The sequence below is a fragment of the Agarivorans sp. 2_MG-2023 genome (assembly GCF_030548085.1).
In the GTDB taxonomy this organism is placed as follows: Bacteria; Pseudomonadota; Gammaproteobacteria; order Enterobacterales; family Celerinatantimonadaceae; genus Agarivorans.
Genome location: NZ_JAUORQ010000006.1, coordinates 106,084 through 130,286, shown reverse-complemented (window position 1 = coordinate 130,286; position 24,203 = coordinate 106,084). Strand labels below are relative to the sequence as shown.

Genomic DNA, 24,203 nt, shown 5'->3' with positions numbered 1-24,203 from the left:
AGGCTACCAATACACGGCTTGTTGCAACGCTTGTTGGCGAGAGAACTCTAAGGCATTTAATAGAGACTGTTCTTTACGGTGAACCCATTTCTCAATAGGTTGCTGTAGTTCACTGTCTAGCTGTGGCAGCATTTCGCGCAAAGGTTTGAACAAACTTAACTCTTCAATACCAGATAAAATATCCACCCAAGGCAGCCTAAATTCTTGACGTAGCTCTTGATCAAACAGCTCCCCTACACACATGCCAACCAATAGGTTACGCCTTAGTTTGGTAGCTTGTTTAATATAGATATCCGCATCAACTTGCTGCTGCGCTAACGCAGACTGTTGCAAATAATCCCAGCTGGTTTGCAACATGCCTTGAGCGAGCTGCTGCATGTTGTGAGTTTGCAACGGCTTATGATGTTGCCATTTAGCTTGATACAACCAGCGGGTAATTTTTAACATTAAACTACAGTATCGTCCGCTGTGAATAAGCGTAATCACGTCGTCTGATTGTGGTAATGCCAATTGTTGTTTTTGCAAAGATTTAAGTAAAGAACGTTGCTGCGGTAACTTCTTAATAAACGCGCCACGCTCGGCGGTGAGCTTGCTTAAACTAGAGGCTTGATTAAGCCAAGATAGCTGCTGGCGTAACCAACGTAACTCTTTAAGCCAAGAGCATTCTACCAGCGCTAACTCGTTAAACATTTTGCAAGCTTGAAACAGCATTTGTACTGATAATGAAACTTGCTCAAGTGCCGCAAAGCTGCGCTGTTCAACAAATATCTGTTCATGATACTGCCAATGAGCCAGAGCAGACCTGAAAATACGGGTTAAACACTCGGCACTATTCTCAGCGTCACTGATTTTTACCGCCGTTAGCGGTTTTACTGTATCGCGGTGCGCCATGGCCAACATATATCCGCGCTGCGCTTTACTAATGTTAGCTAAACGCAGCCCTTCAATAGATGCGATGTCGCTAGCCAACTCAAATAACTGGCTAACATCCCCTTTCACTAGCTCCAGTTCAATTTCACAAATGGCTTCTTGCTCAGCACTGGCGGTTAAAGCCCCCTGATCAAAAGCCACTTCAATTAAGGTATCGTTGGCTAAATCTACCAACCAAGTTTGCCTGTCGAACGTTGTAGTAAATAGAGGGGAAAGCTGAGTATCGATATGAGAGAGGTCAGTGCCAGCGGGCCATTCCACTTGTTCAAACAAGGCGAGTTGCGGCTTATTAGCGTTAATTACGCAGTTGTATTCTGGCCGCTGATGTAAGCCACCTAGCGCTAAACCGTCAGTTTTAATGGTTTGTACGTTGTCGCCATCACCACTGCGAATACGCAAACCCATCCCCCAACGCATCAATTGATGGTCGGCAGTATCAAAATAAACACTGGTGAGAGTTTTCACTTCGGTTTGCAGCACACTATACTGATTTAGCCGAGCGAGTAAGACTGACGCGCATTGAGGCGTAGCTAAGAGCTTGATTTCAATTTCATTGTTCATGGTTTATCCATGTTTGCTGATGCAGCGACCTGCTCCCTCTGTTCAGTACGCATATAAAACCTTTGATATAGCTCAAGTTAAAAGCAACAAATTATAAGATAAATGCTTGCAACTGAACTCGGCTACGTTACCATGCGCCTCGCAAAAAATATATCCCTTGCATAGCTAATTGGAACACAGATTATGTCCGGAAATACAATTCTAGGTTTGTTTGCAAAATCGCCAATTAAACCACTAGAAGAGCATATCAATGTAGTGCACGAATGCTGTGAAGTGTTAGTGCCCTTTTTCGAAGCTGTACTTGATAAAGATTGGAAGACTGCAGCCAAGCGCCGCAGAGACATTTCCAACTTAGAAAAAGAAGCTGATCGCATGAAGCGCGAAATTCGTTTGAACTTACCGGGCGGCATTTTTATGCCAATCGAACGTTCTGACGTATTAGAGTTGCTTACCCACCAAGATAGAATTGCCAATAAAGCGAAAGATATTTCTGGCCGTATGTTAGGTCGTAAAATGGAGTTACCGCCGAAACTGGCTGAAATGTTTATGGCTTATTTAGCACGTTGCTTAGAAGCAACCGGCAAAGCTAAAGATGCGATTAACGAGCTAGAAGATTTACTTGAAACAGGCTTTAGAGGCCGTGAAGTAGATTTAGTGAAAAAGATGGTACACGAACTCGATGTTATCGAAGACGATACCGACGCGCAGCAAATCAAAATTCGTCGTAAATTACAAAAGATAGAAAAAAAACTAGATCCTATCGACGCAATGTTCCTTTATTTCATCATTGAAGCTATCGGCGAATTGGCCGACCAAGCGCAGCGTGTTGGCGCGCGCTTAGAACTGATGATTTATCGCTAACAAAAATTACTAGGTAACTCCAATGGAAATTCTTGCAACTTATGGCACTACGTTAATCATCATTGCTGCCGTGTTTGGCTTTGTAATGGCGTGGGGTATTGGTGCTAACGATGTAGCTAACGCTATGGGTACATCGGTTGGCTCAAACGCTATTACCATCAAACAAGCGATTATTATCGCAATGATTTTTGAATTCGCTGGAGCCTACTTGGCCGGCGGTGCGGTAACAAATACGGTACGTAAAGGTATCATTGATTCAGGTGCGTTTGTAAACACGCCTGAGCTATTAGTATTCGGTATGATCGCTGCGTTGTTAGCAGCAGGTACTTGGTTACTCATTGCGTCTTACAACGGTTGGCCAGTTTCAACTACTCACTCTATCATTGGCGCCATTGTTGGTTTTGCTGCTGTAGGCGTGGGCACAGAAGCGGTTGAATGGGCTAAAGTTGGCGGCATTGTTGGCAGTTGGGTTATCACTCCAGCCATCTCCGGCGTCTTCGCCTACTTAATATTTGTCAGCGCACAAAAGCTTATTTTTGATAATGAAAATCCACTAGATGCTGCTAAACGCTATGTACCAGGTTACATGTTCTTAGCCGGCTTTATGATGGCATTGGTAACGATCAAAAAAGGCCTTAAGCACATCGGCTTAGAAATGAGCAGTGTTGAAGGTTACGTTTGGGCAGTAGTGATTGGATTAGTGGTAGCGATTATCGGTAAAGTCATCATTAGTCGCTTAAAAACAGATCCTAAAGCTGATCGTCAAATGCACTACACAAACGTAGAAAAAGTGTTTGCGGTACTGATGGTAATCACTGCTTGTTGTATGGCGTTTGCGCATGGCTCAAACGACGTAGCCAACGCTATTGGTCCTTTGGCGGCTGTAGTCAGCGTGGTAAGCAACAACGGTGAAATTGGCGCTAAAGCAGCCTTGGCTTGGTGGATTTTACCACTAGGTGGCTTAGGTATTGTGGCCGGTTTAGCCTTGTTTGGTAGCCGCGTAATTGCCACTATTGGTAAAGGCATTACTCACCTAACACCGAGCCGTGGTTTTGCTGCAGAACTTGCTGCCGCCACCACCGTTGTTGTGGCATCGGGCACGGGCTTACCCATTTCGACTACTCAAACCCTTGTGGGTGCAGTATTAGGTGTAGGCATGGCACGAGGCATTGCTGCACTTAACCTAGGTGTAGTACGTAGTATTGTAATATCTTGGGTGGTTACACTACCTGCAGGTGCAGCACTATCTATCGTGTTCTACTACATATTGTTGGCTATTTTTGGCTCATAAGCCCTAAAACTAGTTAACTTTACTCACATTAACAGCGTTGCTGGTTGAGACTAGCAACGTTGTTTCGTACACTAACGGCGAATACTATCTAACTCGAAGAGATACGCCGTGATTGTAAGAACTTTATCTGCTGCATTTTTATCGCTTGCCCTCACCTTTCCTGCTATCGCACAAACTCGCTACATTTCAGATGATTTATACGTTTTCATGCATGCAGGTCCTAGCAACCAGTTTCGCATTGTAGGCAGTGTTAACGCGGGTACTAAAATTAACCAAACTGATTACAACGCAGAGAATAAATACGCCAAAATTGTATTGGAAGGCGGCCGTGAAGGTTGGGTAGAAGCCAAATACTTAAACCGTTCTCCTGGCCTTGCTAATCAACTAGAGCAAATAAAAACCCAATTAGAGAAAAGTGAAACCGCGCGTAAACAGCAATTAGAAGACAGTGGTAATGCATCATCTGAGCGTGTTCAGCAAATCGAGACTCAACAACAGCAGATTGAGCAACTACAAGTAAACAATGACCAGTTGAACGAACAGTTGAATCAAATCACTAATCAAAATGCTGCCATACAGCATGAGCTAGACACCAAAGATGAAGCCGTGCAAATGCAATGGTTTATGCGCGGAGCTGGCGTTGCTGCGGCCGGTTTAGTGCTAGGTATTTTACTGCCGATGATTCCTCGTCGTAAAAAACGCGATAATCAGTGGATGTAATTCTTATCGACACCAATAAAAAAGGCGCTTTAAGCGCCTTTTTTATTTGCATTGACCCGTCCTAAATAGCGTTGACACTTTTCAAACTTACTTTGGAGAGTGTCATGCAATCAATAACTAAACGTCCCCATTGCCAACTCGGAACCACTGAAACCATATTCTAGTTTTATACCACCATGCCTATGCCTAGTTACCCCCCTAAGAAACTACTGAGGAAGAACTGCATCTACCTAAGCATTAGCATGGCGAGTGCTCACCCTTGCAAATAGTCGCTATCGAGGTTTACGCCAAACAAAAAAAGCCGCTTAAGCGGCTTTTTTGTGCTGGCAGACCAGAGAGACTATCCCCAATCAGACAACGCGTTCAGTCGGCAAAGATTACCCGCTACTCGTAACACGATGTCATCCAATCGAATCGCGACTAATTCGATGTTCTTAGTCACAAAATCCCCCTCAGCAAGCTCTACATTATTAAGCGAGATATAACGACGTGTCGGGTCGGATGAAAATACATGGGAGTTAAAAGTAAGCGATGGAATTAGCGCTAGTACGTCTGGTGCTAATGCCCCCATCATTGGTGCGGTATCGTAATTGGTAGGGTCTGCTTCATCTTTCCAAGCAAGCACCTGAGTGGCCTGCACTGCAGCAGCAAATCGCTGCTCTAGGCCTTTTTCAGTAGCATTTTTCTCAGCGGTAGGATTAGCCACTGTGGCAGTCGTGGTTTGTTTTTCTGCTTGGGGCTTAGGTGTCGCTGCAGGTTTAACCTCAACCGGCAATGCAGCTTGCTGTACTGGCTGCTTTGGCGTTTGCGCTAGTGGTTGATATTGAATCTGAGGTTGTGACTCCGTGTGCGCAAGTAACGCTTCAAACTTTTCTTGGCGCAGCGCTAACAAATCCACTTTTTCTAAGTCATCAGAGCTTGGTAAAGGGCGTAGCTCAAAGCCTAGCTCAAACTCAGGAATGGTAGCCACAGTAACAGTTGGTTTCGCGGGTTTGCTAATCACTTGCTGTAACTCGGCCTCTCTAGCAGCTTCCAGTGTATCGGAGGTAGATTGCTGCCATAGCAAAAAGGCAATAGCGGCAAGTGCCAACGACAAACCTGAACTTAACCCCACCAGTAAAGCAGAGCTAACCGCCGGAGGAGCAACTAATGCCACTGCTTCGTTAGGCTGATTGCGGCGCTGCGCGTCTAGAATACTCGACATTAGTTCAACTCCAGCAAACGTGGTTGGTCTACATATATTTGTTCATTTAAACGCAGTAAGGTGAATACACCGGCAATACCGTCTGCGTTCAAGCTCTGCTGCTGTTGAAAACGTTGTACTTGGCGGCTTAATTCGCCGTCAAATATGTATGTTCTACGTGGCCGCTGCCCATGAAGTAATGACAAGCTTTGATCCAACCAATATACGGCATCACCTTGACTGCCTTGTTTCAATATTCCGTCATAGCCTCTTGGTGGCTGCCATAGTATTTGGAATTCGCCATTCCAACGCCGCTTCAGCCATCGTTCGGTCACCATTAACGAACGATCACCTATCCATAATTCTACTTTGGGCCCCCAATGGCGAATGACAGCATAGAAATACGTACCGCCATCTTCAAGCTCGACCACTGCAGGTAAATTAATACCGCGCAATATGCGCTCTCCGCCACTTAAGCTAAGGCATTTCAAATCTAAACTTGGCACCAACTTACAATTCGCTTGGGCACTCACTACATCGTAACCCCAAGCGCGCAGCAGGAGTTGCCAAGAGTTCCCTGGCAAAATATTACTTTTTCGTAACTCTTGCCATTCTTGCAGCTGATCCTGATTGCTACTAATAGCAGGAGCCACATCGGCAAACGTAACTTTTGGCTCTTGTTTAGCAGCCACAGGCTCAAGCGGTGCTTCTACAACGGCATTATCAACGGCAACCTCAGGTTGAGAACGTGGCCACTGCTGATACAAAAACACCAAGGCCAAAGCAAGACAGCCCAATACGGCCCCAACATACAAATAGTTAGTATTTACGTTTTTCTCAGGTTCAGACAGCGCAGTTTCTTGAATAGCTTGCTCTAATGCGCTTTTGTCTACTTGCATTTGATCACGCGCAAACGTAGCCAGTAATGCGCGGTCACATAATAAATTAATAACTCTAGGGATACCCTCAGCGGCTTTAAATACATGATTAACAACAGCAGTAGGAAACAAAGGCCGTTGGCAACCTGCAACCATTAATCGATGGCGAATATATGCTTCTACTTCGTTTATGGTTAGTGGTAACAAGTGGTAACGCGCGGTAATACGCTGTGCTAGCTGTCGTAATTCTGGTTGTTTTAATTTTTGCTGTAACTCAGGTTGGCCAATCAACACCACCCGCAATAATTTACGAGTATCTGTTTCAAAATTAGTTAACAAACGAAGCTGCTCAAGCACTTCTACCGAAAGGTGCTGAGCTTCGTCAATCAGCAACATAGTGTTGCCGCCATTCCAATGATTTTCGAGTAAACGCTGGCGAATCACATCACCAAAGTTTTTTAGGGTAAAGTTGTCATGGTTGTAGTCAATGTTGAGTTCATCACATACTGTGGCTAGCAACTCTAACTCGGTAAGACTCGGATTTAAGACTAAAGCCACTTGGGTATTGTCGGGAACTTGTTTTAACAAGGCACGAGATACCGTGGTTTTACCGGTCCCCACTTCGCCTGTTAACAATACAAAGCCGCCGGTTTCTCCTAAACCAAAGGTTAAGTGAGCCAGTGCTTCTTTGTGGCGCTCACTCATAAACAAGAAGTCAGGGTTTGGCGCAATCGAAAAGGGATTTTCCTTTAAGCCAAAATAATCCAAATACATTTAACCGCTATCCTTTCGCCGATTATGGTTTGCACTTTATCTTAAAGTGGCAATCCAAGCCTTTTGGGCATTTATCGGTGTATAATACCTCCTCGCAAGGCGTTTGTGCACTGAGTTTAACGAGGAGTGATAAGTGGAAACCTATTTAGTCGGCGGAGCAGTACGAGATCAACTACTAGGTTTACCCATTAAAGACCGTGACCACGTAGTAGTGGGAGCTAGCCCTGAGCAAATGCTGCAACTTGGCTACAAGCAGGTAGGAAAAGACTTCCCGGTATTTTTACACCCTCATTCGCAGCAAGAATACGCACTTGCCCGCACCGAACGAAAGCAAGGCTCTGGTTACACCGGCTTTAGTTGTTACTTCGCGGAAGACGTTACCCTTGAAGACGACCTATTACGTCGCGACCTTACCGTAAATGCCATCGCTCGCGCAGAAAGTGGAGCGTTAATAGACCCTTACGGTGGCCAAGCTGATTTACACGCCAAGCTATTACGCCATGTTTCTCCAGCCTTTGTGGAAGATCCACTACGGGTATTACGAGTAGCCCGCTTTGCCGCGCGCTTTTATCACCTGGGCTTTAGCGTTGCCGAAGACACTCTCGTTCTAATGCGAGAAATTGCTGACTCAGGAGAACTGAACTTTTTAACCCCAGAGCGCATTTGGATGGAGCTAGAAAAAGCCCTACACAGCGAGTCACCGCAAGTCTTTTTTGAAGTACTACAAGCCGCCAACGCCCTAGAGATATTATTCCCAGAGTTGCACAACTTGTTTGGCGTGCCCGCCAGTCCTAAATGGCATCCCGAGATAGATAGCGGTATTCATACACTGATGGTGATAGAGCAAAGCGCCAAGCATAATTACAGTAATCAAGTGCGTTTTGCCGCACTTTGCCACGACTATGGTAAGGCACTTACGTCCCAAGAAAAACTGCCTTCGCACCCCGGCCACGGCCCCAAAGGCCTTAAATTAATAAAAGCCTTTTGCCAGCGAATAAAGGTGCCCAACGACTACCGCGATCTTGCGCTGTTAGTGGCAGAGCATCACATCACCATTCATAGCGCGCTAGAACTGCGCCCAGAAACCGTACTAAAGCTATTTGATCGCTGCGATGCTTGGCGCAAGCCTGAACGCTTTACTCAAATACTGGAAGCTGGCGTAGCAGACATTCGCGGCCGTTTAGGTTTTGAGAATAATGACTACCCCGCTTACGACTACCTACTGAAACAACTTGAAGTGGCTAATAGCGTAAACGTGCAAGCCATTATAAAAGCCGGCTACCAAGGCGCAGAGATAAGGGAGCAACTACATCAGCAGCGCGTCGCGCTGATCAAACAAGAAAAGCTGCGCTACCTCGCCGAATAACAAACGTAAGCAATAAAAAAAGCTAGCCCATTGGCTAGCTTTTTACATTTTGAGAAACCTGCTTTTAGCTAAGCGCTAAAAAGGCAAATAGCGCAACACCTAGTGCTAAGCGGTAAATAACAAATGGCTTCATACCTACTTTGTTCACCCACTTAATAAACAAGTGAATACAAGAATAAGCACTAACAAACGACACCAATATTCCTAGCGACATTGCCGACCAATCAATATCCACTGGCGTTTCGGCCATATCTTTAGCCATCAATACGCAAGCGCCAACGATCACCGGAATCGACATTAAGAAGGAAAAACGCGCCGCCGCTTCGCGGGTTAAACCCAGCATTAAACCAGCAGTAATAGTGATACCACTGCGTGAAGTACCCGGAATAATGGCAATAGCCTGAGCAAAACCCACAAACAAGGCTTGTTTCCAGCCTATCTGGTATTCATCTTTTATCAATTTTGATTGGGAGTCTGCCCACCACAGCAAAGCACCAAATATAATGGTTGTAGACGCAATCACGTAAGCCGAGCGCAAGTACTCTTCAATCAATGATTTAAACAAACCACCAAATATCACTGCTGGAATAGTGGCCAAAATAATTAACCAAGCTAATAGAGCTTCTGGGCTACGATTACCGGCAAACGACCCAAGCCATGCTTTAAGCATTGCCCATACTTCTTTTCGAAAGTAGCAAATTACCGCAAACAAGCTTCCCACATGCACCGCTACGTCGAAGGTAATACCTTGGTCGTCCCAACCAAAAATCTGCGAAGGTAAGATTAGATGGGCCGAGCTAGAGATAGGGAGAAACTCAGTTAAACCTTGGATCAAAGCCAAAAAAATGGTTTCGAATGTACTCATTAATTGTTCCTTGCTGACAAAAATTAAAAACTGAAAGAATCGACCCGAGTCAAAACTTGGCTCCTATGATCAAAATCTTGCCATAGTTGCGTGTAAGTTTGATGAAGTGTTGGATGTACTAAATCTCCGGCTATATCTGCCAGCGGTTTTAGTACAAAGGCACTTTTTATAATCTCAGCTCTAGGTAGCACGCAGGGAGCAGCTACCACCAATTGGTTATATAAGAGGATATCGATATCTAAGGTGCGTGACGAGTACTTTTGCGCATCCATTGCTCTACCGTGCTCAAATTCAATCCGCTTAATGGCATCAAATACTGCCAATAAAGACAAAGGGCTAGAGATTTTGGCCACCAAGTTGTAAAAAGCTGGACCGCTAAAACCTAAAGCTGGGCTTTCGTAAACCGGACTTAATTCAAGCTCACCAAACTGTTTCTGCAGCGCTTCAACGCCTTGGCGAATATAACGGTCGCGCTCCAAATTACTGCCAATCCCGACAAAAATATCAGCCATTATTGAGGGCTATCCGCTTGGCTGCGCTCGATTTGTACACCGACATTACTGGCAAAAGGCACCGCACCAGGCTTGTTAATGGTCACTTTCACCCAAGGAACAGAAAATTTGTTCAATATAAGCGCCGCCACTTTTTCGGCTACCGTTTCCACTAACTCATGTGGCTGCTGGGTCACTAAGTCGCTCACCGCTTGGCTTACCGATGCATAGTCGAGCGCGAGGGACAAATCATCACTCATGGCTGCCGGGCGATTATCCCAGGCCATTTCCAAATCAATTAACAACTTTTGTTTGATTTGCTTTTCCCACTCGTAGGCACCAATAGTGGCGAGCACAGTGAGATCTTTAATAAATACTTTATCCATAATTTTTGGCTGCTGTAGTGTTAACGTGCTTATTAGCCTTAGCTAAAAAAACAGCGTATGATTTGAGCTTTGAAAGAGCGCGATAATACCGCAATTCGGCAATGGGTGGAATGCTTCTAAGCTAATGGGTTTACTCGGTTTATTTTTTATCACAGCAGCGTATTTACTGGGTTCGATCTCCAGCGCTGTACTGATTTGCCGAATTTACCGCCTACCCGACCCTCGCCAGCATGGCTCTAATAACCCCGGCGCAACCAACGTTTACCGTTTAGGCGGAAAACTCCCAGCAGGATTAGTACTGTTTTGTGACTTACTAAAAGGCACGCTACCGGTGTGGTTGGGCTATTACGCGGGCCTTGCTCCTATCGTATTGGGTTTTGTGGGCATAGCGGCTTGTTTAGGCCATATGTACCCCATCTTTTTCCATTTTGAAGGGGGGAAAGGCGTCGCTACCGCGCTTGGTGGGGTGTTACCTATTGGTTTAGACCTAGCAGCAATGCTGGTAATAACTTGGTTAATCACTTTAAAGTTACGCGGCTACTCGTCTCTCGCGGCTATCATTAGCGTCAGCTTAGCGCCTCTTTATACTTGGCTAATTAAACCTGAATATACACTGCCAGTGGCTATGTTAGCCTGCCTCATCATTATTCGTCACCAAAGCAACATCACCCGTCTACGTAATCACACCGAAAGCAAAGTGGTTAATAAAGACTAAGTCATGTTTGCGAACAAAAACCAATAAAAAAGGCGCTGTATTCAGCGCCTTAAATATTGATGATAGATGTAAACCTTACAAGGGTTTAGCGGCCGGTAACTCATCTAAGGGCCAACGCGGCATCGCTTTAACCGATAAACCTTCGGTCTGCCCTGCTTTAAAACGTTGCATACCAGCGTAAGCGATCATAGCGCCGTTATCGGTACAAAACTCAGGTCGAGGATAAAACACTTTACCGCCACGAGACTCAAGCAGTTCGCCCAGCTGTTCACGTAAAGACTTATTCGCACTCACTCCGCCTGCAATCACCAAGCGTTTCAGGCCGGTTTGCTTTAACGCGCGGCGGCATTTAATGATGAGGGTTTCAACCAAAGCCTGCTGAAAAGCCAAGGCAATATCGGCTTGGGTTTGCTCATCTTTTCCCTCTGCATCAATGGTGTTTTTAGCAAAGGTTTTTAAGCCCGAAAAACTCATATCTAAACCCGGTCGGTCGGTCATTGGTCGTGGGAACTTATAACGACCCGGCGTGCCTTTTTCTGCCATGCGGCTAAGTGCAGGGCCCCCCGGATAATCTAGACCCAGCAACTTGGCTGTTTTGTCAAAGGCTTCACCGGCAGCATCATCAATAGACTCACCTAGAATTTGATATTCACCAATACCGTCAACTTCTACTAGTAAAGTATGCCCACCCGACACCAACAAGGCTAAAAAAGGAAACTCCGGCGGATTGTCTTCCAACATAGGCGCTAACAAGTGGCCTTCCATGTGGTGCACCGGTACGGCTGGTTTACCCCACGCCATGGCAATACTGCGCGCAGTGAGAGATCCCACCAACAAAGCGCCCACTAAACCAGGGCCCGCGGTATAGGTCACCGCGTCTATATCGTCAGGCGTACAGTTAGCGAGCTCCATTGCTTCTTTGATAAGAGGAATGGTTTTTCGAATATGGTCACGAGAGGCTAACTCAGGCACCACTCCGCCGTAATCGGCATGCAGCTTTACCTGACTGTATAGAACATCTGCCAATAAGCCCTGCTGGTCATCATAAATGGCCACGCCGGTTTCATCACACGATGTTTCAATACCTAGTACACGCATAGTCTTGCTTTTCCTGCTTGGTTACTGGCATAAGTATTGTAGAAATTAACCACTTAGCCGGCCTAAAATCGCAGCTATCTTACTTGCTCGAAGCTTATTTCACCAGTGGATTACAAATAGGCTTTACATTGCCCCCTAGTTCGGCTTAAAATTCCGCACCATTTTTAAACACTCAGGCTGATTTTTGTTCGGCCGTTAATAAACCGGAAGGTGATAGGCATATGCCAATCGTTAAAGTACGTGAAAACGAACCATTTGACGTAGCTCTACGTCGTTTCAAGCGCTCTTGCGAGAAAGCAGGCATTCTTTCTGAAGTTCGTCGTCGCGAATTCTATGAGAAGCCAACTACAGCTCGTAAACGTGCTAAAGCGTCTGCTGTTAAACGTCACGCTAAGAAATTAGCTCGTGAAAACGCACGTCGCGTTCGCTTGTACTAAGCGCTGATAATAACCTATGTCATTAAAAGCGACGCTACAAGACGAACAAAAAGCAGCAATGCGTGCCAAAGACAAATTACGTCTTGGCACACTTCGCATGTTGCTTGCGGCGGTTAAGCAAGTCGAAATTGATGAGCGCATTACTTTAGACGATGATCAGATCCTGAGCATTGTTGTTAAACAAGTAAAACAACGCAAAGACGCAGCCGAACAATTTTCGGCCGCTGAACGTCAAGACTTAGCTGATAAAGAACTCGCCGAGATAGACATCTTGGAGACGTTCCTTCCTAAAGCGCTTAATGAGCAAGAAGTGGCTTCGTTAATCGAAGACGCCATTGCCAAATCTGGTGCTGCAGGAATGCAAGATATGGGTAAAGTGATGGGCATCCTGAAACCTCAGGTAACAGGCCGTGCAGACATGGGTGCTATTAGCACTGCTGTTCGCAAACAACTAGCCTAAACCCGTCACTTAGATACTCGAACAAGCCGTGTTCTCATTGAGTTCACGGCTTGTTTGTTTTTTGTAATACTGAAGATGGTAGTGAATGGCCGGAAGAATACCGCAACAGTTTATCGATGACTTATTGGCTCGTACCGATATTGTTAGCCTTATCGATCAGCGTGTACGTCTTAAAAAAGCCGGAAAAAACTATTCTGCTTGCTGCCCTTTTCATAATGAAAAATCCCCCTCTTTTACCGTAAGCCAAGACAAACAGTTTTATCACTGCTTTGGTTGTGGCGCACATGGCAATGCAATCAGTTTTTTAATGGAGTACGACAAACTAGAGTTTGTTGATGCCATTGAAGATCTCGCCAGCCAAATGGGTGTGGAAGTAGAGCGGGAAAATAGCAACAACAGCAAATTTGATAAAGCAAAAAACCAGCAACAGCGCCAAGCCAGTAAAGATTTATACGAGCTTATTGGCCATGCTAGCCGCTTTTTTCAACAGCAGTTGCGGGTTCACCCCAACAAGCAGCAAGTGATCGACTATTTAAAAAGTCGCGGCCTAAGTGGCGAAGTGGTCCAACGCTTCTCTATTGGATATGCGCCCGACGAATGGGACGCCTTAGGAAAAGCACTAGGCGGCTCTAAGCAAGCAAGCCAACAATTGGTTGATGCTGGCTTATCGATAGAAAACGACAAAGGCCGCCGTTACGATCGCTTTCGCGATCGCGTTATGTTTCCTATTCGGGATAAACGCGGCCGTTATATTGGCTTTGGAGGTCGAGTATTTGGTGATGGCACACCAAAGTATTTAAACTCGCCCGAAACTAGCGTATTTCACAAAGGCCGCGAGCTATATGGCTTGTACGAAGTTCGCCAAGCACATAAGCAAATACCACAAATACTGGTGGTTGAAGGCTATATGGACGTAGTCTCGTTAGCTCAATTTGATATTGACTATGCAGTAGCTTCGCTAGGTACTTCAACGACGCCGGAACATTTACAAACACTGTTTAGAACCAGTAGCCAAATTATTTGTTGTTACGACGGCGACCGAGCCGGACGCGATGCAGCATGGCGCGCCTTAGAAAACGCCTTGCCTCATTTACGTGACAACGTAGAACTTAAGTTTATGTTTTTACCTGATGGTGAAGACCCAGATACCTTGGTACGCCAAGAGGGCAAAGACGGCTTCGAGCAACGTATGCGCGATGCGATGCCATTATCGCGCTTTTTGTTCGAGCGCCTAAGCCAAGAAATAGACATTACTACCGACGCAGGAAAAAGCCATTTAGCCTCTCGAGCTTACGAGCTTATCTCGCAGGTAAATGCCGCATTTTATAAAGAAACCTTGCTGACAGAATTGGCCACCCAGAATCGAATGATTCGTAGCCAACTGGAAAAAGAACTGGCGCAGCTAAAACAAGCGGAGCGCAGTAAGCCCAATGCCACCGCTAAAATGAGCTTAACGCCAATGCGAAAAGCCATTGCGATGATTTTGCAGCGCCCTGCTATCGCCAATGACTTACCGCCTCCGGAACAGCTAAGGCAAGTCAACATTAAGGGCATGCCCTTACTATTGGCCATTATTGCCGAGATACACAAAAAGACAGATATCACTACCGCCCAGTTATTAGAACGCTGGCGAGACCAACCAGAGCAAAAGCACTTGAGTGCGCTGGCTGGCTATAATTTAGAAATTGATGAATCAGGTTACCCAGACGAGCTGCAAGATATTATTGCCAGTTTTGTCGAAAAATTACTATTGCAGCGTTACGACCAACTCAACGTGAAATCACTAAACGGAACACTGAGTGTCGAAGAAAAACGTGAAATGCTGCAATTAGTAGTGGAATTAAAGCCTTAAATGGGCTGACTAAGTAATAAACAAAAAGTTTTTGGTTAAATGCCCTTGATATAGAAATTTTAACCCATACTTGATATAATTCTTCGTTTGCGCTTATAGCGCTTACGTTTATGGTTTTGCTAGCTTAATCTACTTCGGATGACATCTATGGAACAAACCCCACAGTCTCAACTCAAACTCCTTCTCGCAAAAGGTAAAGAGCAAGGCTACTTAACTTATGCAGAGGTAAATGACCATTTACCTGCTGATATCGTAGATTCCGATCAAGTTGAAGATATCATTCAAATGATCAACGACATGGGTATCCAGGTACATGAAAATGCACCCGATGCCGATGACTTATTGTTGGCGGAAAATACTACCGATGAAGACGCAGCAGAAGCCGCGGCTCAAGCGCTTGCAACGGTAGAATCAGAATTAGGCCGAACTACCGACCCAGTACGTATGTACATGCGTGAAATGGGTACCGTTGAACTGCTTACTCGTGAGGGCGAAATCGACATCGCCAAGCGTATTGAAGAAGGCATTAACGAAGTTCAACGCAGTGTTTCTGAGTATCCAGAAACCATCTCTATCTTGCTTGAAATGTACGACCAGTACCAAGCAGAAGAGCTAAAAATTAGCGACATCGTAAATAGTTTCATCGACGAAGACGAAGTAGCCGAAGCAGCACCTACTGCTACTCACATCGGTTCAGAGCTTGAAGAAAAAGATCTTGAAGACGAAGACGAAGATGAAGACGAGGAAGAAGAAGACACAGGTCTTGACCCAGAATTGGTGAAAGAGCGCTTCGAAACCCTTCGTGACCAATACGATAAAACGCATAAAGCGATTGAAAAGCACGGCCGTATGTCTGCCCGTGCCACCAAAGAGATTTTTGAACTAAGCGAAATTTTCCACACGTTCCGCCTAGTACCAAAACTGTTTGATAAGCTTGTTGCCAGCATGCGTACCATGATGGAACGAGTTCGTACTCAAGAGCGCCTAATTCTTAAATTATGTGTTGAGCAAGGCAAAATGCCAAAAGGCACCTTTGTTAAAGCCTTCTCTAAAGACGAAACAAACGAAACATGGTTTAACGAACATAAAACGTCTGCCAAAGACTACGCACCAGCGTTAATGGCCGTAGACGAAGAAGTTCGCCGTTGTATCTTCAAACTGAAAAGTGTTGAAGAAGAAACAGGCTTAACCATTAACAACATTAAAGATATCAACCGCCGTATGAGCATTGGTGAAGCGAAAGCTCGCCGTGCAAAGAAAGAAATGGTTGAAGCTAACTTACGTTTGGTAATTTCTATTGCGAAGAAATACACCAACCGTGGTTTGCAGTTCTTAGACCTTATCCAAGAAGGTAACATTGGCCTAATGAAGGCCGTAGATAAATTTGAATACCGTCGTGGTTACAAATTCTCTACATACGCTACTTGGTGGATCCGTCAGGCAATCACTCGCTCAATTGCAGACCAGGCACGTACTATTCGTATCCCGGTTCACATGATCGAAACCATTAACAAGCTAAACCGTATTAGCCGTCAAATGCTTCAAGAGATGGGTCGTGAGCCTACTCCAGAAGAATTGGCTGAACGTATGTTAATGCCTGAAGACAAGATCCGTAAGGTACTTAAAATTGCTAAAGAGCCAATCTCCATGGAAACACCTATTGGTGATGATGAAGATTCGCACTTAGGTGACTTTATTGAGGATACTACTCTGTCGATGCCAGTAGACGCAGCGACCGGTGAGAACCTTAAGTTTGCCACTCAAGAAGTACTAGCAGGCCTAACCCCGCGTGAAGCTAAAGTACTACGTATGCGTTTTGGTATTGGCATGAACACCGACCATACTCTTGAAGAAGTAGGTAAACAGTTTGACGTAACCCGTGAGCGTATTCGTCAAATTGAAGCCAAAGCACTTCGCAAGCTTCGTCACCCTTCTCGTTCTGAGCAACTACGCAGTTTCTTAGACGAATAGGCCGCTAAACGGCGAATAAATAAGCGCTTAGATTCAAACGCATAGACAAGGCTGAGATGTTTTTTTATAATCCAGCCTCGTTGTTTGAGCTAAGCTCGCAACACTCAATTTGGCCCTTTAGCTCAGCTGGTTAGAGCACACGACTCATAATCGTTAGGTCCACAGTTCAAGTCTGTGAAGGGCCACCATATACAAAGGCGTAGAAGGTTAGTAACCACTACGCCTTTTCTATTTCTGCTCTCTGTGTAGCAAATATGTAGCAGATTTCAGGCAAAAAACTGCTATCTCGCATACTTCTTAAAATTACTGAGTAAATTTACAACGGGGATAGGCTGAACAGCCGATAAACGCATTCCCAGCATTCTTACCACGCTTTGCCAGTCGTTCTACCAACTCTGCCCCACATTTTGGACAGGTCTCACCAGATAGCCTCTGACGGCTTTTTTCAGCCACCAACTCACGAACATTCGCCTTGTGCTTAAGTGACGTTCTAAGGCCTCTTTTAAGTTTCAATTCCTCAAGCTTAACAACAAGCGCTTCAACTTCTGATTCAGTGAACACTCTCTCCTGCTTCGAACGAATGAAGCGCAAGCAACCACGTATATGCGTTACATTTACAGGCATAGCCGTTTTGAAGGTGGCGTCACCGACAAAACACACTACAGAGAATAAATCAGTAGGCTTTAAATCAAGAGCTGATTCTAGGGCTTTAAGGTGTTTGTAGTTTTGGTGCAGGGGATTTTGAAACTTACTGCGGTGGCGGTAAATCTGCTGCGTCCATTGCTTCTGGTGCTCACTTCCAAAGATCCAACCCTTCATGTTCTTTGTTTCAACAACAAAAACACCGAAAGGGGAAATCAAAACATGGTCAATCTGAGTCGTGCCATCTTCACAGTGTAGTGTTACATCATTAACTAGCTTGTATAATTTACCATCAAGAAAGAACTTAAAGGACAAGCTCAATAACAGCTCTCCAAACCAACCTTTAAACCAAGCTGTTCGAAGTAAGAATGAACATAGCACCAATAAGATCAACAACCAGTGAATCGTAAGCATTGTTTCTAAGTTTCTCCAAAAGGCGAGTATTCTATCCAATTTAACTTCAGAAGGTATTTAGTGATCACTAAACTCCCTCAGAGTCAGATTAGGTAAGTATTTTTTATTTAAATGAGCGGATAAGGTGCTCAATGTTGTAGATATCATTTCCCGTAATAGGATGATTATGCTCCAGAAAAATTTCGCCTTCTGGTAGATTGAAAGTTGATATGAACACTTCATCGAATGGTTGATTAGAGCTAGGCTTTGTCGCCAGAAAGTTATCAAACTGCCGAGTGTTCCACTCAAGCTTTTGTCTTAGAGTGTCTCTATTTGAGAAGTACATTATAAATCCCCCACAAGTATAGAACTTGGTCACACTCTCAATATTTTGGAGTGCAATAACCCCTAGTAATTCCACTTGAGACAAGAGATGGCCTTGCGCTAAAATTTCATCTGCTCTTTTAATATCAATAAACTTGTCTTTGAATATCCAGCTTACCGCTTCATTTTGCTTCTCTTCTTGCATAAAACAGTCGTAGTGCTGTGAATACATTGATGTTAACTTGTACTTCTCGATTGCATCAACACCAATGTATTTGTTAATGAACTTATCGGAGTATGGGTAAGTCATTGTGTCTACAGTTCTAGCATAGATCTCTTCATCGTTTAGCAACACTGGCATTGGATCTATCGCTAACCTCATAACAGCAACAGTTCCAATACAACTCTCGACATATTCGATAAATTCATTAGTGAACGCTTCATCATCAAACTTGCCTTTGATACGGGTTAGTGCGTGATTTCGACTAGCGTAAAACTTATCAAAGCCCTGCTTGTGAACATACTTATTCAGACGCTTTTTAACTTTCTCTGCCTCTTCAAAAAACTCAGAAAGTTTGTTCTTGATATCCTTAAATTGACTCTCATTTGATTCTAAGTACTTAGCCATGCCTGCATACATTGGAAAGTGTTGTTCACCTCTCCATTTCTCTAGCTCTCGTTTCCTTACAACTTCTTCAGAATCAAAAAGGTACATCATTGTCATTGCTACTTCTAATGACTGCCGCAGAGAGTAAAACGCACAGTCAAAGTACCCCTGTTCGAACAAAGCAAGGCTATTAACAATCAGGTGACTCGCTTCGAATATAAAGGTGTTTGCAACACTAGCATCAGCTCTTCCAGTGAAACTGTCTTCGATATTGGACACATCGAGAAGTAGCTTTTCCTTGTTAGGAACTTGAAGAGGCTTAAGGTGCCTAGTTTCTTTATGTTTTCCAAAATCCATAAATTACTCGATTGTCCCCACACTCATATACAGTCAACAGTATGTTTATTATCGGAATCAACAAAATTAACAAAGAGACAAACGAATCAGTAAGCCTGCAGCGAAGTAGCCTCTTGGAAGCCGCCACTAAAATAGATTTAGAACGCAGGCTCTTCGTTTTTCATAGGGCCAAAGATAAACGCAGCTTCGATTGTCGAGCAACGCAACTCAGCTTCGGTTAGCTCTTCGCTAGGGATAAAGTCAACATCATTATCTTTTAGGACATCGAAGATTCTAATATTGCCGTATGCGTTTCTGATATCGCCATCTCTGAACAGTTGATATAGCAGAAGCCAGTATGTGTCGATGTAGTAATTGTCTTTGGTTCGAATGACGCTATCGGCAAAATCAATAATTTTCTGATTACCAATTAGCATAGAGTTTAGGATAGTCATAGCAACACAATCTTCACTTTCGATAATCGCATCGATAACTTGATTAGATGGAGCAATACCTTGTTTCTTCAAGATATTAAGAGGCCAACAAATACCATCAGAGCGACGGTGCTTACAGTTCTCGATAATTAAAGTATTCATCTGATTATCAATATCCTGCTTATCAATATTGGATTTCTCAATTAGCAAATCTAGATAAGGGATGAGGATCGGATAGTGCCAAGAGAGATTAAGTACTGAGATATAAACAGTTGAAGGCGCTTGCTCATCAAGAAAGTGGACTATTAGCTGAACTGCATATTTCAATACACTACCATCAGGAGTTTGCTTATTCACTCTTAGGGCATGGTTAATGAATGTTATTGCCTCTGATGCAGTTAGTTTTGGTTCCTCATCGTGAGCTTTGCTCAAACGGCTAGGTAAATTTCCTAATAATTCCAATACCCACACGTCTTGGTCTGGAGCAGGTTGTTCAATAACCTGTGTTTTGTGAATATTCAGGGATAATTTGTACTGCGATAGGAGATTACCTAGCAAAAGTAAGAACTGGTGGGCTTGCTCGTTCGTATCACAATAACAACTGTAATCGTCTACATATCGATGGAAGGAATAACCAGCATCACGCAGTTCTTCATCGACTTTTCCAAGAATGATTTCTAAAGTAATGTTGGACGTAGCGGAGCCGATAGGAATGCCTTGAGTTTCATTACGCTTACACTTCCTTTGATACTTATCTACCAAATTGAACCAAAGATGTGGTTGTCGGTTAGTTTTTGCGTACTCGAAACCTACGAGTCCCCATGCGATTGCATGAGAGTAAATACTATTAAAACAGTTCGAAATATCTGCTTTTACCTGATAACGTTTGCCAAAGCTTTCTGTAAGAGCGCGAGTAGTTTTCTCAATAGGGTCTTCATAGTTCATAACCATGATGCGGCCATCTTCATGCTCTTCAGGTTTAATCATGCTGCTTTCGCTGGTAGTGAATGGTTCGATCTTGTCCCAATGGTCATGCAGATGTTTAGCCAGTAATGAATAGGCTTTCGGATGAATCAGCGAGAGTTCACGAAACGCGTTGTTATATCTGGTTGCGTTATAGGTCACGACATCATAACCATAGCCTTCGCGAGTCTTTGATTCATTTAATTCAGCTAACGCCTCGCAAATCTCTGGTGTGAACTGCCTTGTGCTAAGAAGAGGAGGGAGCTCTCCAATACTAGATTTTTGATTCGGGAAGTAGTTATACCTAGTCAGAGCCTTATAGAACTTTCTTTTTGTATAGTCGTCCATCTGATAATCGCTATGCCACTACAAGTTGAATAGCATAATCATGCCATAGAACTAGTAAGAAAAGTGTTTGCTTCCGCTTACTTCCAAATGAAATCTATTGATAATTTAAACATTCCGCTTATGAGTTTAGTTGATTCGATTCTCACTTTGCTGAGGCAAATACAATTTACACTTTTCTGTACAGTTATTTACAGAACTCCAAGTAAAGCCGAAGAGCTAGAGCCTCTAACCACCTGCCATTCAAAATGGCGGGTGATAATCTCTAAGCCTTGGTAAAGCACCCCTTTAAGCCGTTTAACAAATACATCGCCATAGGCGTTGGTTTTACATTCACCGGTTTCGGTGTCTACGGTTTGTTGGTAGTACACCCTTAATGGCCTGTTGGCTAGCTTGCACCACACGCCGCCCATGACCTTAGTAAACTCTTTCCAGTTAGCGGTATCAGCCGCTTTAAAGGCTTGCTGTATCGTTTCATCAAACCGGCAAACCTTTTTTAGTCTGCGTAGCTCACGCCATACAGTGACCGATGCCCCGCCCACTTGTTGAAACTGCCTTATCTTCCAACAAGCTGCCCAAGCGTTAACCCTTGCGGCGGCCTCTATTGGCTCTTCTCCATGTATGCCACACTCTAGTGATTTACCGTTTATGTTCTTAGAGACGTATTTAGCTAAGTAACCTGCTGCACTGCCTTTGTTGGGGTCTATTTCTACTGCTTTAAAGCGATGTAAGTCTGCGCCCTTTTCATCACCATCTTCTTCAAAGGCATAGTGGCGGTAAATGTCTAACATGCGCTGCTTTTGTTCGGGGGCAACAAACACCAGTAAGTGCCAATGCGGTGTACCGTCATGGTGTGGCTCGGCCACTCTAATACCATAGGGTTTGATATTGTCTCTATCGAGCTGGGCGCGAATTTTGGCATAGATATCGCGTAAGTATTGTTGACCATCTTTAGGCAGCGAACCATCCCACTTGGAATTACGGTGGCCGGTTGTACCATAACTAGAGTGATACTTAGACGGACAAGTTAACGTTAAGAACAAACCAACATGTTTATGCTCTTCGGCTAGCTCTTGAAAACCCCTCGCCCTTACCATTAGTTCTTGCCTGCGGATTTCGGGATTAGATACATTAAGGTCTGATAGCTCTTTTAAGCTGTAACGCTGCCCTGCATCGTTTATCACAAACGAGCTAGACATGAGTTTATCTTGATAGGCCAATTGCGCTGTTCGGCGGTTAAGAGTGATGTTACTGCAATAGATTTGCTTTCTTTTATTCACTAGCCCTATGTGTTGCGCAGTGGCTTCAATATCTTGATTCAGCTTCTGGCGTAGCTTTCTAAGCCACCAACCACTGTTTTTAGTGCGGTTAATAGCCCCTTTGTACGCATCTTTTTCGGTGTCGGCGGTATCAATGTCACCCTTCAGTAAAATACGCGGGGTTGGTGGCTCAATGCCTTTAACCCGTATGTAACCAACTATTTCTTCATAGGCTGCTTTAGGTGAATCACTTAAGCGTGTAAGCCTAATGCAGTTATCTGCCTTTTCAGTGGCTTTTTTTCTTAAGTCTTCTTCACACAAATCTAGGTTTAAGCTTATGGGCTTAGCACCAATGGCTTTGGCTACATTATCGCGGGTAGTGCGGATGCCAATATTGGCATCTCGCTTAGTTGGCGCAGCATGATACTGCGCCATAAGTGGCATTCTAAACTCTGTAGGAAAGCTGGCTAAGATACGCAACACATACGCTTTATCATCATGGTCAGGTACGGGCATTAAACACCTCCCAACCTTTGGTGCTTATGCGGTATTGCAGCCATTGAATGCCGCAATGGTAAACCGAAGAGAAAGTAATCAAACCTAAGTCCTTTAAGCGATTAAAGGTGCGTTTATCAAATTGCTTAGATAGGCGCTTACAGGTCTTTTCTCTTACTTGTTCACCTTCGGGCGTCACGTAATAATTGATACATGCGCCGTTAGCAAAATCACTCAGCATTCTTAATGCTTCATTAGTAATTGAACTAGACATGAGCAACACCTCCCAACTGGCCTAAATGCTCTAGGCGTTGAAAGCTGCAAAGCCATGCGTCTAAGTCTTCGCGTAAATAGCGAACCGCTCGGCCAATTTTAATGAAAGGGGGTGCAGGGGTGTGGTTGTCACGGTTTCCGCTCATACGCGCTTGGCGTAAATAAGAGCGGCTCATGCCAATGTAGATAGCAGTTTCTTGTTCGGTTAGTACTCGTTTATCGGTGTTGCGTGTTGTGTGTTCCATACTATGTACCTCGATTGATTAACTTCGAGGTACATTGAAACTCTCACTTTTCTCACGTGAGACTAGCCGTGAGAAAAATGATTAATATTTTTTTCTTAGAGCAGACATTTTGTTATCAAAACTACGCCTAGTTAGCTTTCGCTCATTCTCTGAGGCATCAGACCAAACTAAGAACTTATCACCGATCTCTTGAATAAACTCATTTTGGTCAAAGCTAAAAAGCTCTTCATTTACATCGGCTTTTAATAAGGCCCATAACTTAGTAGAACTTTTTCCTGAATGCGCTTCAAAAAGTCGGGTCAATACCTCATCAATTGCATAAACACGCTGCTTGTCTTCTTCATACTTAACATCAGTTAACAGTTCTTTATCTGCAGGACCAAAGATCTCTGCCTCTAACTTAGCCAATGAAGATAAGCTAATGCCTAGGTCTTTGTACTCAAATTCGAAAGGGTGCTCTTTCAATACATGCTCTGGCGTATGCTCCGCTTTTTCTCTTAAACTCTCACTTACAAAGGGTTCGGTTTCATAGCCTGCAGGAGCGGCCTTTTCAAGCATGTTCTGAATCATATCCAGACCTTTAACCCAGTCATGAGTTTCTGATAAAACCTGCTCAAAAAAGGGGAAAATGTGAATAACGGGATACTCTGTTAACTCTCGGGGGTATCCCCATTCGCGATAAAGCTTATTTGGAAAACTTACGGTATATGGAATAGGAGCTGAAAGTAACTCAGCCCCAGTAATATCAATGGCTCGTCCGAAACGTAATCGGACTTTTTTCTCGTCGACAATCGTTACTGCATGCTCAGCAGGAATCCCCACCCAACCACGGTAATTGTAGGTTCCTAACCCTCGGAACCCTTCTTCGAAAAACACACCAAGAATTGATTTGGTTTTTCCGATAAAGCAAGCCCATTCAAGCTCAGCTAAATTAGCACTTCGGACAACTTCCGTTTCCGTTAACTTGGAATGACTCCCAACTTCAGATAAAGATATAAACTTTTCCAAAACAACTCCTTTTGTTCATCCGCTATTTACAGGTAGGGAA

At 44.2% G+C, this 24,203-nt stretch carries 23 protein-coding genes and 1 tRNA gene; 10 read left to right on the top strand and 14 right to left on the bottom strand.

What is annotated here, in order from left to right:
* Window positions 1–3: 3 nt before the first annotated feature.
* Window positions 4–1,491 carry a CYTH domain-containing protein gene (locus Q4549_RS10800; protein WP_303551686.1) on the bottom strand — a complete coding sequence of 496 codons (1,488 nt, stop codon included), beginning with the start codon at window positions 1,489–1,491 and terminating at the stop codon, window positions 4–6.
* 183 nt (window positions 1,492–1,674) lie between these two features.
* Between Q4549_RS10800 and Q4549_RS10795 the strand changes: the two genes are divergently transcribed.
* The 3 genes from Q4549_RS10795 (at window position 1,675) to Q4549_RS10785 (ending at window position 4,363) form a co-directional block, all read left to right on the top strand.
* Window positions 1,675–2,352 carry a TIGR00153 family protein gene (locus Q4549_RS10795; RefSeq protein ID WP_137674280.1) on the top strand — a complete coding sequence of 226 codons (678 nt, stop codon included), beginning with the start codon at window positions 1,675–1,677 and terminating at the stop codon, window positions 2,350–2,352.
* Window positions 2,353–2,374: 22 nt separating this feature from the next.
* Window positions 2,375–3,643, top strand: a complete 1,269-nt coding sequence (locus tag Q4549_RS10790) for an inorganic phosphate transporter (protein WP_137674281.1) — start codon at window positions 2,375–2,377, stop codon at window positions 3,641–3,643.
* Window positions 3,644–3,751: 108 nt separating this feature from the next.
* The gene (locus Q4549_RS10785) at window positions 3,752–4,363 is read left to right on the top strand and encodes a TIGR04211 family SH3 domain-containing protein (RefSeq protein WP_137674282.1); all 612 of its coding nucleotides are present in this window, start codon (window positions 3,752–3,754) and stop codon (window positions 4,361–4,363) included.
* A 340-nt stretch (window positions 4,364–4,703) separates the two neighbouring features.
* Here Q4549_RS10785 and Q4549_RS10780 read toward each other — a convergent pair whose 3' ends face one another.
* Both Q4549_RS10780 and Q4549_RS10775 read right to left on the bottom strand, forming a co-directional pair.
* A complete protein-coding gene (locus Q4549_RS10780; protein ID WP_303551689.1) occupies window positions 4,704–5,567 on the bottom strand; it encodes a general secretion pathway protein GspB in 864 nt (287 codons plus the stop codon).
* Window positions 5,567–7,198 carry an ExeA family protein gene (locus Q4549_RS10775; protein ID WP_303551691.1) on the bottom strand — a complete coding sequence of 544 codons (1,632 nt, stop codon included), beginning with the start codon at window positions 7,196–7,198 and terminating at the stop codon, window positions 5,567–5,569. Before Q4549_RS10775 ends, Q4549_RS10780 begins: the two co-directional genes overlap by 1 nt.
* Window positions 7,199–7,331: 133 nt before the next feature.
* Here Q4549_RS10775 and Q4549_RS10770 point away from each other — a divergent pair, with 133 nt between their 5' ends.
* The gene (locus Q4549_RS10770) at window positions 7,332–8,564 is read left to right on the top strand and encodes a multifunctional CCA addition/repair protein (RefSeq protein ID WP_303551693.1); all 1,233 of its coding nucleotides are present in this window, start codon (window positions 7,332–7,334) and stop codon (window positions 8,562–8,564) included.
* 64 nt (window positions 8,565–8,628) lie between these two features.
* On the opposite strand, the gene Q4549_RS10765 is transcribed toward Q4549_RS10770, so the two are convergent.
* Genes Q4549_RS10765 through folB form a run of 3 tightly spaced genes read right to left on the bottom strand, consistent with a single transcriptional unit; the run spans window position 8,629 to window position 10,306 of the window.
* Window positions 8,629–9,429 (bottom strand): undecaprenyl-diphosphate phosphatase, encoded by an 801-nt coding sequence (locus Q4549_RS10765; protein ID WP_303551696.1) that lies wholly within the window; start codon window positions 9,427–9,429, stop codon window positions 8,629–8,631.
* A 23-nt stretch (window positions 9,430–9,452) separates the two neighbouring features.
* Window positions 9,453–9,941, bottom strand: coding sequence for a 2-amino-4-hydroxy-6-hydroxymethyldihydropteridine diphosphokinase (gene folK / locus Q4549_RS10760; protein ID WP_303551699.1), 489 nt, complete (start codon window positions 9,939–9,941; stop codon window positions 9,453–9,455).
* Window positions 9,941–10,306, bottom strand: coding sequence for a dihydroneopterin aldolase (gene folB, locus Q4549_RS10755; RefSeq protein ID WP_303551702.1), 366 nt, complete (start codon window positions 10,304–10,306; stop codon window positions 9,941–9,943). The genes folK and folB overlap by 1 nt, the downstream gene beginning before the upstream one ends.
* A gap of 124 nt (window positions 10,307–10,430) precedes the next feature.
* Here folB and plsY point away from each other — a divergent pair, with 124 nt between their 5' ends.
* A complete protein-coding gene (gene plsY / locus Q4549_RS10750) occupies window positions 10,431–11,021 on the top strand; it encodes a glycerol-3-phosphate 1-O-acyltransferase PlsY (RefSeq protein WP_303551705.1) in 591 nt (196 codons plus the stop codon).
* Between the two features lie 75 nt (window positions 11,022–11,096).
* On the opposite strand, the gene tsaD is transcribed toward plsY, so the two are convergent.
* The gene (gene tsaD, locus Q4549_RS10745) at window positions 11,097–12,119 is read right to left on the bottom strand and encodes a tRNA (adenosine(37)-N6)-threonylcarbamoyltransferase complex transferase subunit TsaD (RefSeq protein WP_303512126.1); all 1,023 of its coding nucleotides are present in this window, start codon (window positions 12,117–12,119) and stop codon (window positions 11,097–11,099) included.
* A 221-nt stretch (window positions 12,120–12,340) separates the two neighbouring features.
* Between tsaD and rpsU the strand changes: the two genes are divergently transcribed.
* The 5 genes from rpsU (at window position 12,341) to Q4549_RS10720 (ending at window position 17,027) form a co-directional block, all read left to right on the top strand.
* The gene (gene rpsU / locus Q4549_RS10740) at window positions 12,341–12,556 is read left to right on the top strand and encodes a 30S ribosomal protein S21 (RefSeq protein ID WP_016403353.1); all 216 of its coding nucleotides are present in this window, start codon (window positions 12,341–12,343) and stop codon (window positions 12,554–12,556) included.
* A 16-nt stretch (window positions 12,557–12,572) separates the two neighbouring features.
* A complete protein-coding gene (locus Q4549_RS10735) occupies window positions 12,573–13,016 on the top strand; it encodes a GatB/YqeY domain-containing protein (protein ID WP_137675400.1) in 444 nt (147 codons plus the stop codon).
* 85 nt (window positions 13,017–13,101) lie between these two features.
* Window positions 13,102–14,868: a DNA primase gene (gene dnaG, locus Q4549_RS10730; protein ID WP_303551707.1), complete on the top strand. Its 1,767-nt coding sequence runs from the start codon at window positions 13,102–13,104 to the stop codon at window positions 14,866–14,868.
* A 147-nt stretch (window positions 14,869–15,015) separates the two neighbouring features.
* Window positions 15,016–16,839, top strand: a complete 1,824-nt coding sequence (rpoD, locus tag Q4549_RS10725) for an RNA polymerase sigma factor RpoD (protein ID WP_137675402.1) — start codon at window positions 15,016–15,018, stop codon at window positions 16,837–16,839.
* Between the two features lie 111 nt (window positions 16,840–16,950).
* Window positions 16,951–17,027 (top strand) — tRNA-Ile (locus Q4549_RS10720).
* A gap of 115 nt (window positions 17,028–17,142) precedes the next feature.
* On the opposite strand, the gene Q4549_RS10715 is transcribed toward Q4549_RS10720, so the two are convergent.
* The 7 genes from Q4549_RS10715 to Q4549_RS10685 all read right to left on the bottom strand — a co-directional run bounded on the left by Q4549_RS10715 (window position 17,143) and on the right by Q4549_RS10685 (window position 24,163).
* A complete protein-coding gene (locus Q4549_RS10715) occupies window positions 17,143–17,895 on the bottom strand; it encodes a nuclease-related domain-containing protein (protein ID WP_303551708.1) in 753 nt (250 codons plus the stop codon).
* Between the two features lie 103 nt (window positions 17,896–17,998).
* A complete protein-coding gene (locus Q4549_RS10710; RefSeq protein WP_303551711.1) occupies window positions 17,999–19,162 on the bottom strand; it encodes a hypothetical protein in 1,164 nt (387 codons plus the stop codon).
* Window positions 19,163–19,299: 137 nt separating this feature from the next.
* Window positions 19,300–20,886: an antiviral reverse transcriptase Drt4 gene (gene drt4 / locus Q4549_RS10705; protein WP_303551714.1), complete on the bottom strand. Its 1,587-nt coding sequence runs from the start codon at window positions 20,884–20,886 to the stop codon at window positions 19,300–19,302.
* Window positions 20,887–21,074: 188 nt separating this feature from the next.
* Window positions 21,075–22,658 (bottom strand): replication endonuclease, encoded by a 1,584-nt coding sequence (locus Q4549_RS10700; protein WP_303551717.1) that lies wholly within the window; start codon window positions 22,656–22,658, stop codon window positions 21,075–21,077.
* Window positions 22,645–22,911, bottom strand: a complete 267-nt coding sequence (locus Q4549_RS10695) for a hypothetical protein (protein WP_303551719.1) — start codon at window positions 22,909–22,911, stop codon at window positions 22,645–22,647. The genes Q4549_RS10700 and Q4549_RS10695 overlap by 14 nt, the downstream gene beginning before the upstream one ends.
* Entirely contained in the window at window positions 22,904–23,155 is a 252-nt protein-coding gene (locus tag Q4549_RS10690) for an AlpA family transcriptional regulator (protein WP_221074760.1), read from the bottom strand. Before Q4549_RS10690 ends, Q4549_RS10695 begins: the two co-directional genes overlap by 8 nt.
* 81 nt (window positions 23,156–23,236) lie before the next feature.
* A complete protein-coding gene (locus tag Q4549_RS10685; protein WP_303551727.1) occupies window positions 23,237–24,163 on the bottom strand; it encodes a hypothetical protein in 927 nt (308 codons plus the stop codon).
* Between the last annotated feature and the right edge of the window lie 40 nt (window positions 24,164–24,203).

Bases quoted from the DNA above. Each gene is read 5' to 3' on its own strand.
- Q4549_RS10800 (WP_303551686.1), bottom strand. From the start codon at position 1,491: ATGAACAATGAAATTGAAATCAAGCTCTTAGCTACGCCTCAATGCGCG.
- Q4549_RS10795 (WP_137674280.1), top strand. From the start codon at position 1,675: ATGTCCGGAAATACAATTCTAGGTTTGTTTGCAAAATCGCCAATTAAA.
- Q4549_RS10790 (WP_137674281.1), top strand. From the start codon at position 2,375: ATGGAAATTCTTGCAACTTATGGCACTACGTTAATCATCATTGCTGCC.
- Q4549_RS10780 (WP_303551689.1), bottom strand. From the start codon at position 5,567: ATGTCGAGTATTCTAGACGCGCAGCGCCGCAATCAGCCTAACGAAGCA.
- Q4549_RS10775 (WP_303551691.1), bottom strand. From the start codon at position 7,198: ATGTATTTGGATTATTTTGGCTTAAAGGAAAATCCCTTTTCGATTGCG.
- Q4549_RS10765 (WP_303551696.1), bottom strand. From the start codon at position 9,429: ATGAGTACATTCGAAACCATTTTTTTGGCTTTGATCCAAGGTTTAACT.
- folK (WP_303551699.1), bottom strand. From the start codon at position 9,941: ATGGCTGATATTTTTGTCGGGATTGGCAGTAATTTGGAGCGCGACCGT.
- folB (WP_303551702.1), bottom strand. From the start codon at position 10,306: ATGGATAAAGTATTTATTAAAGATCTCACTGTGCTCGCCACTATTGGT.
- plsY (WP_303551705.1), top strand. From the start codon at position 10,431: ATGGGTTTACTCGGTTTATTTTTTATCACAGCAGCGTATTTACTGGGT.
- tsaD (WP_303512126.1), bottom strand. From the start codon at position 12,119: ATGCGTGTACTAGGTATTGAAACATCGTGTGATGAAACCGGCGTGGCC.
- rpsU (WP_016403353.1), top strand. From the start codon at position 12,341: ATGCCAATCGTTAAAGTACGTGAAAACGAACCATTTGACGTAGCTCTA.
- Q4549_RS10735 (WP_137675400.1), top strand. From the start codon at position 12,573: ATGTCATTAAAAGCGACGCTACAAGACGAACAAAAAGCAGCAATGCGT.
- dnaG (WP_303551707.1), top strand. From the start codon at position 13,102: ATGGCCGGAAGAATACCGCAACAGTTTATCGATGACTTATTGGCTCGT.
- rpoD (WP_137675402.1), top strand. From the start codon at position 15,016: ATGGAACAAACCCCACAGTCTCAACTCAAACTCCTTCTCGCAAAAGGT.
- Q4549_RS10715 (WP_303551708.1), bottom strand. From the start codon at position 17,895: ATGCTTACGATTCACTGGTTGTTGATCTTATTGGTGCTATGTTCATTC.
- Q4549_RS10710 (WP_303551711.1), bottom strand. From the start codon at position 19,162: ATGGATTTTGGAAAACATAAAGAAACTAGGCACCTTAAGCCTCTTCAA.
- drt4 (WP_303551714.1), bottom strand. From the start codon at position 20,886: ATGGACGACTATACAAAAAGAAAGTTCTATAAGGCTCTGACTAGGTAT.
- Q4549_RS10700 (WP_303551717.1), bottom strand. From the start codon at position 22,658: ATGCCCGTACCTGACCATGATGATAAAGCGTATGTGTTGCGTATCTTA.
- Q4549_RS10695 (WP_303551719.1), bottom strand. From the start codon at position 22,911: ATGTCTAGTTCAATTACTAATGAAGCATTAAGAATGCTGAGTGATTTT.
- Q4549_RS10690 (WP_221074760.1), bottom strand. From the start codon at position 23,155: ATGGAACACACAACACGCAACACCGATAAACGAGTACTAACCGAACAA.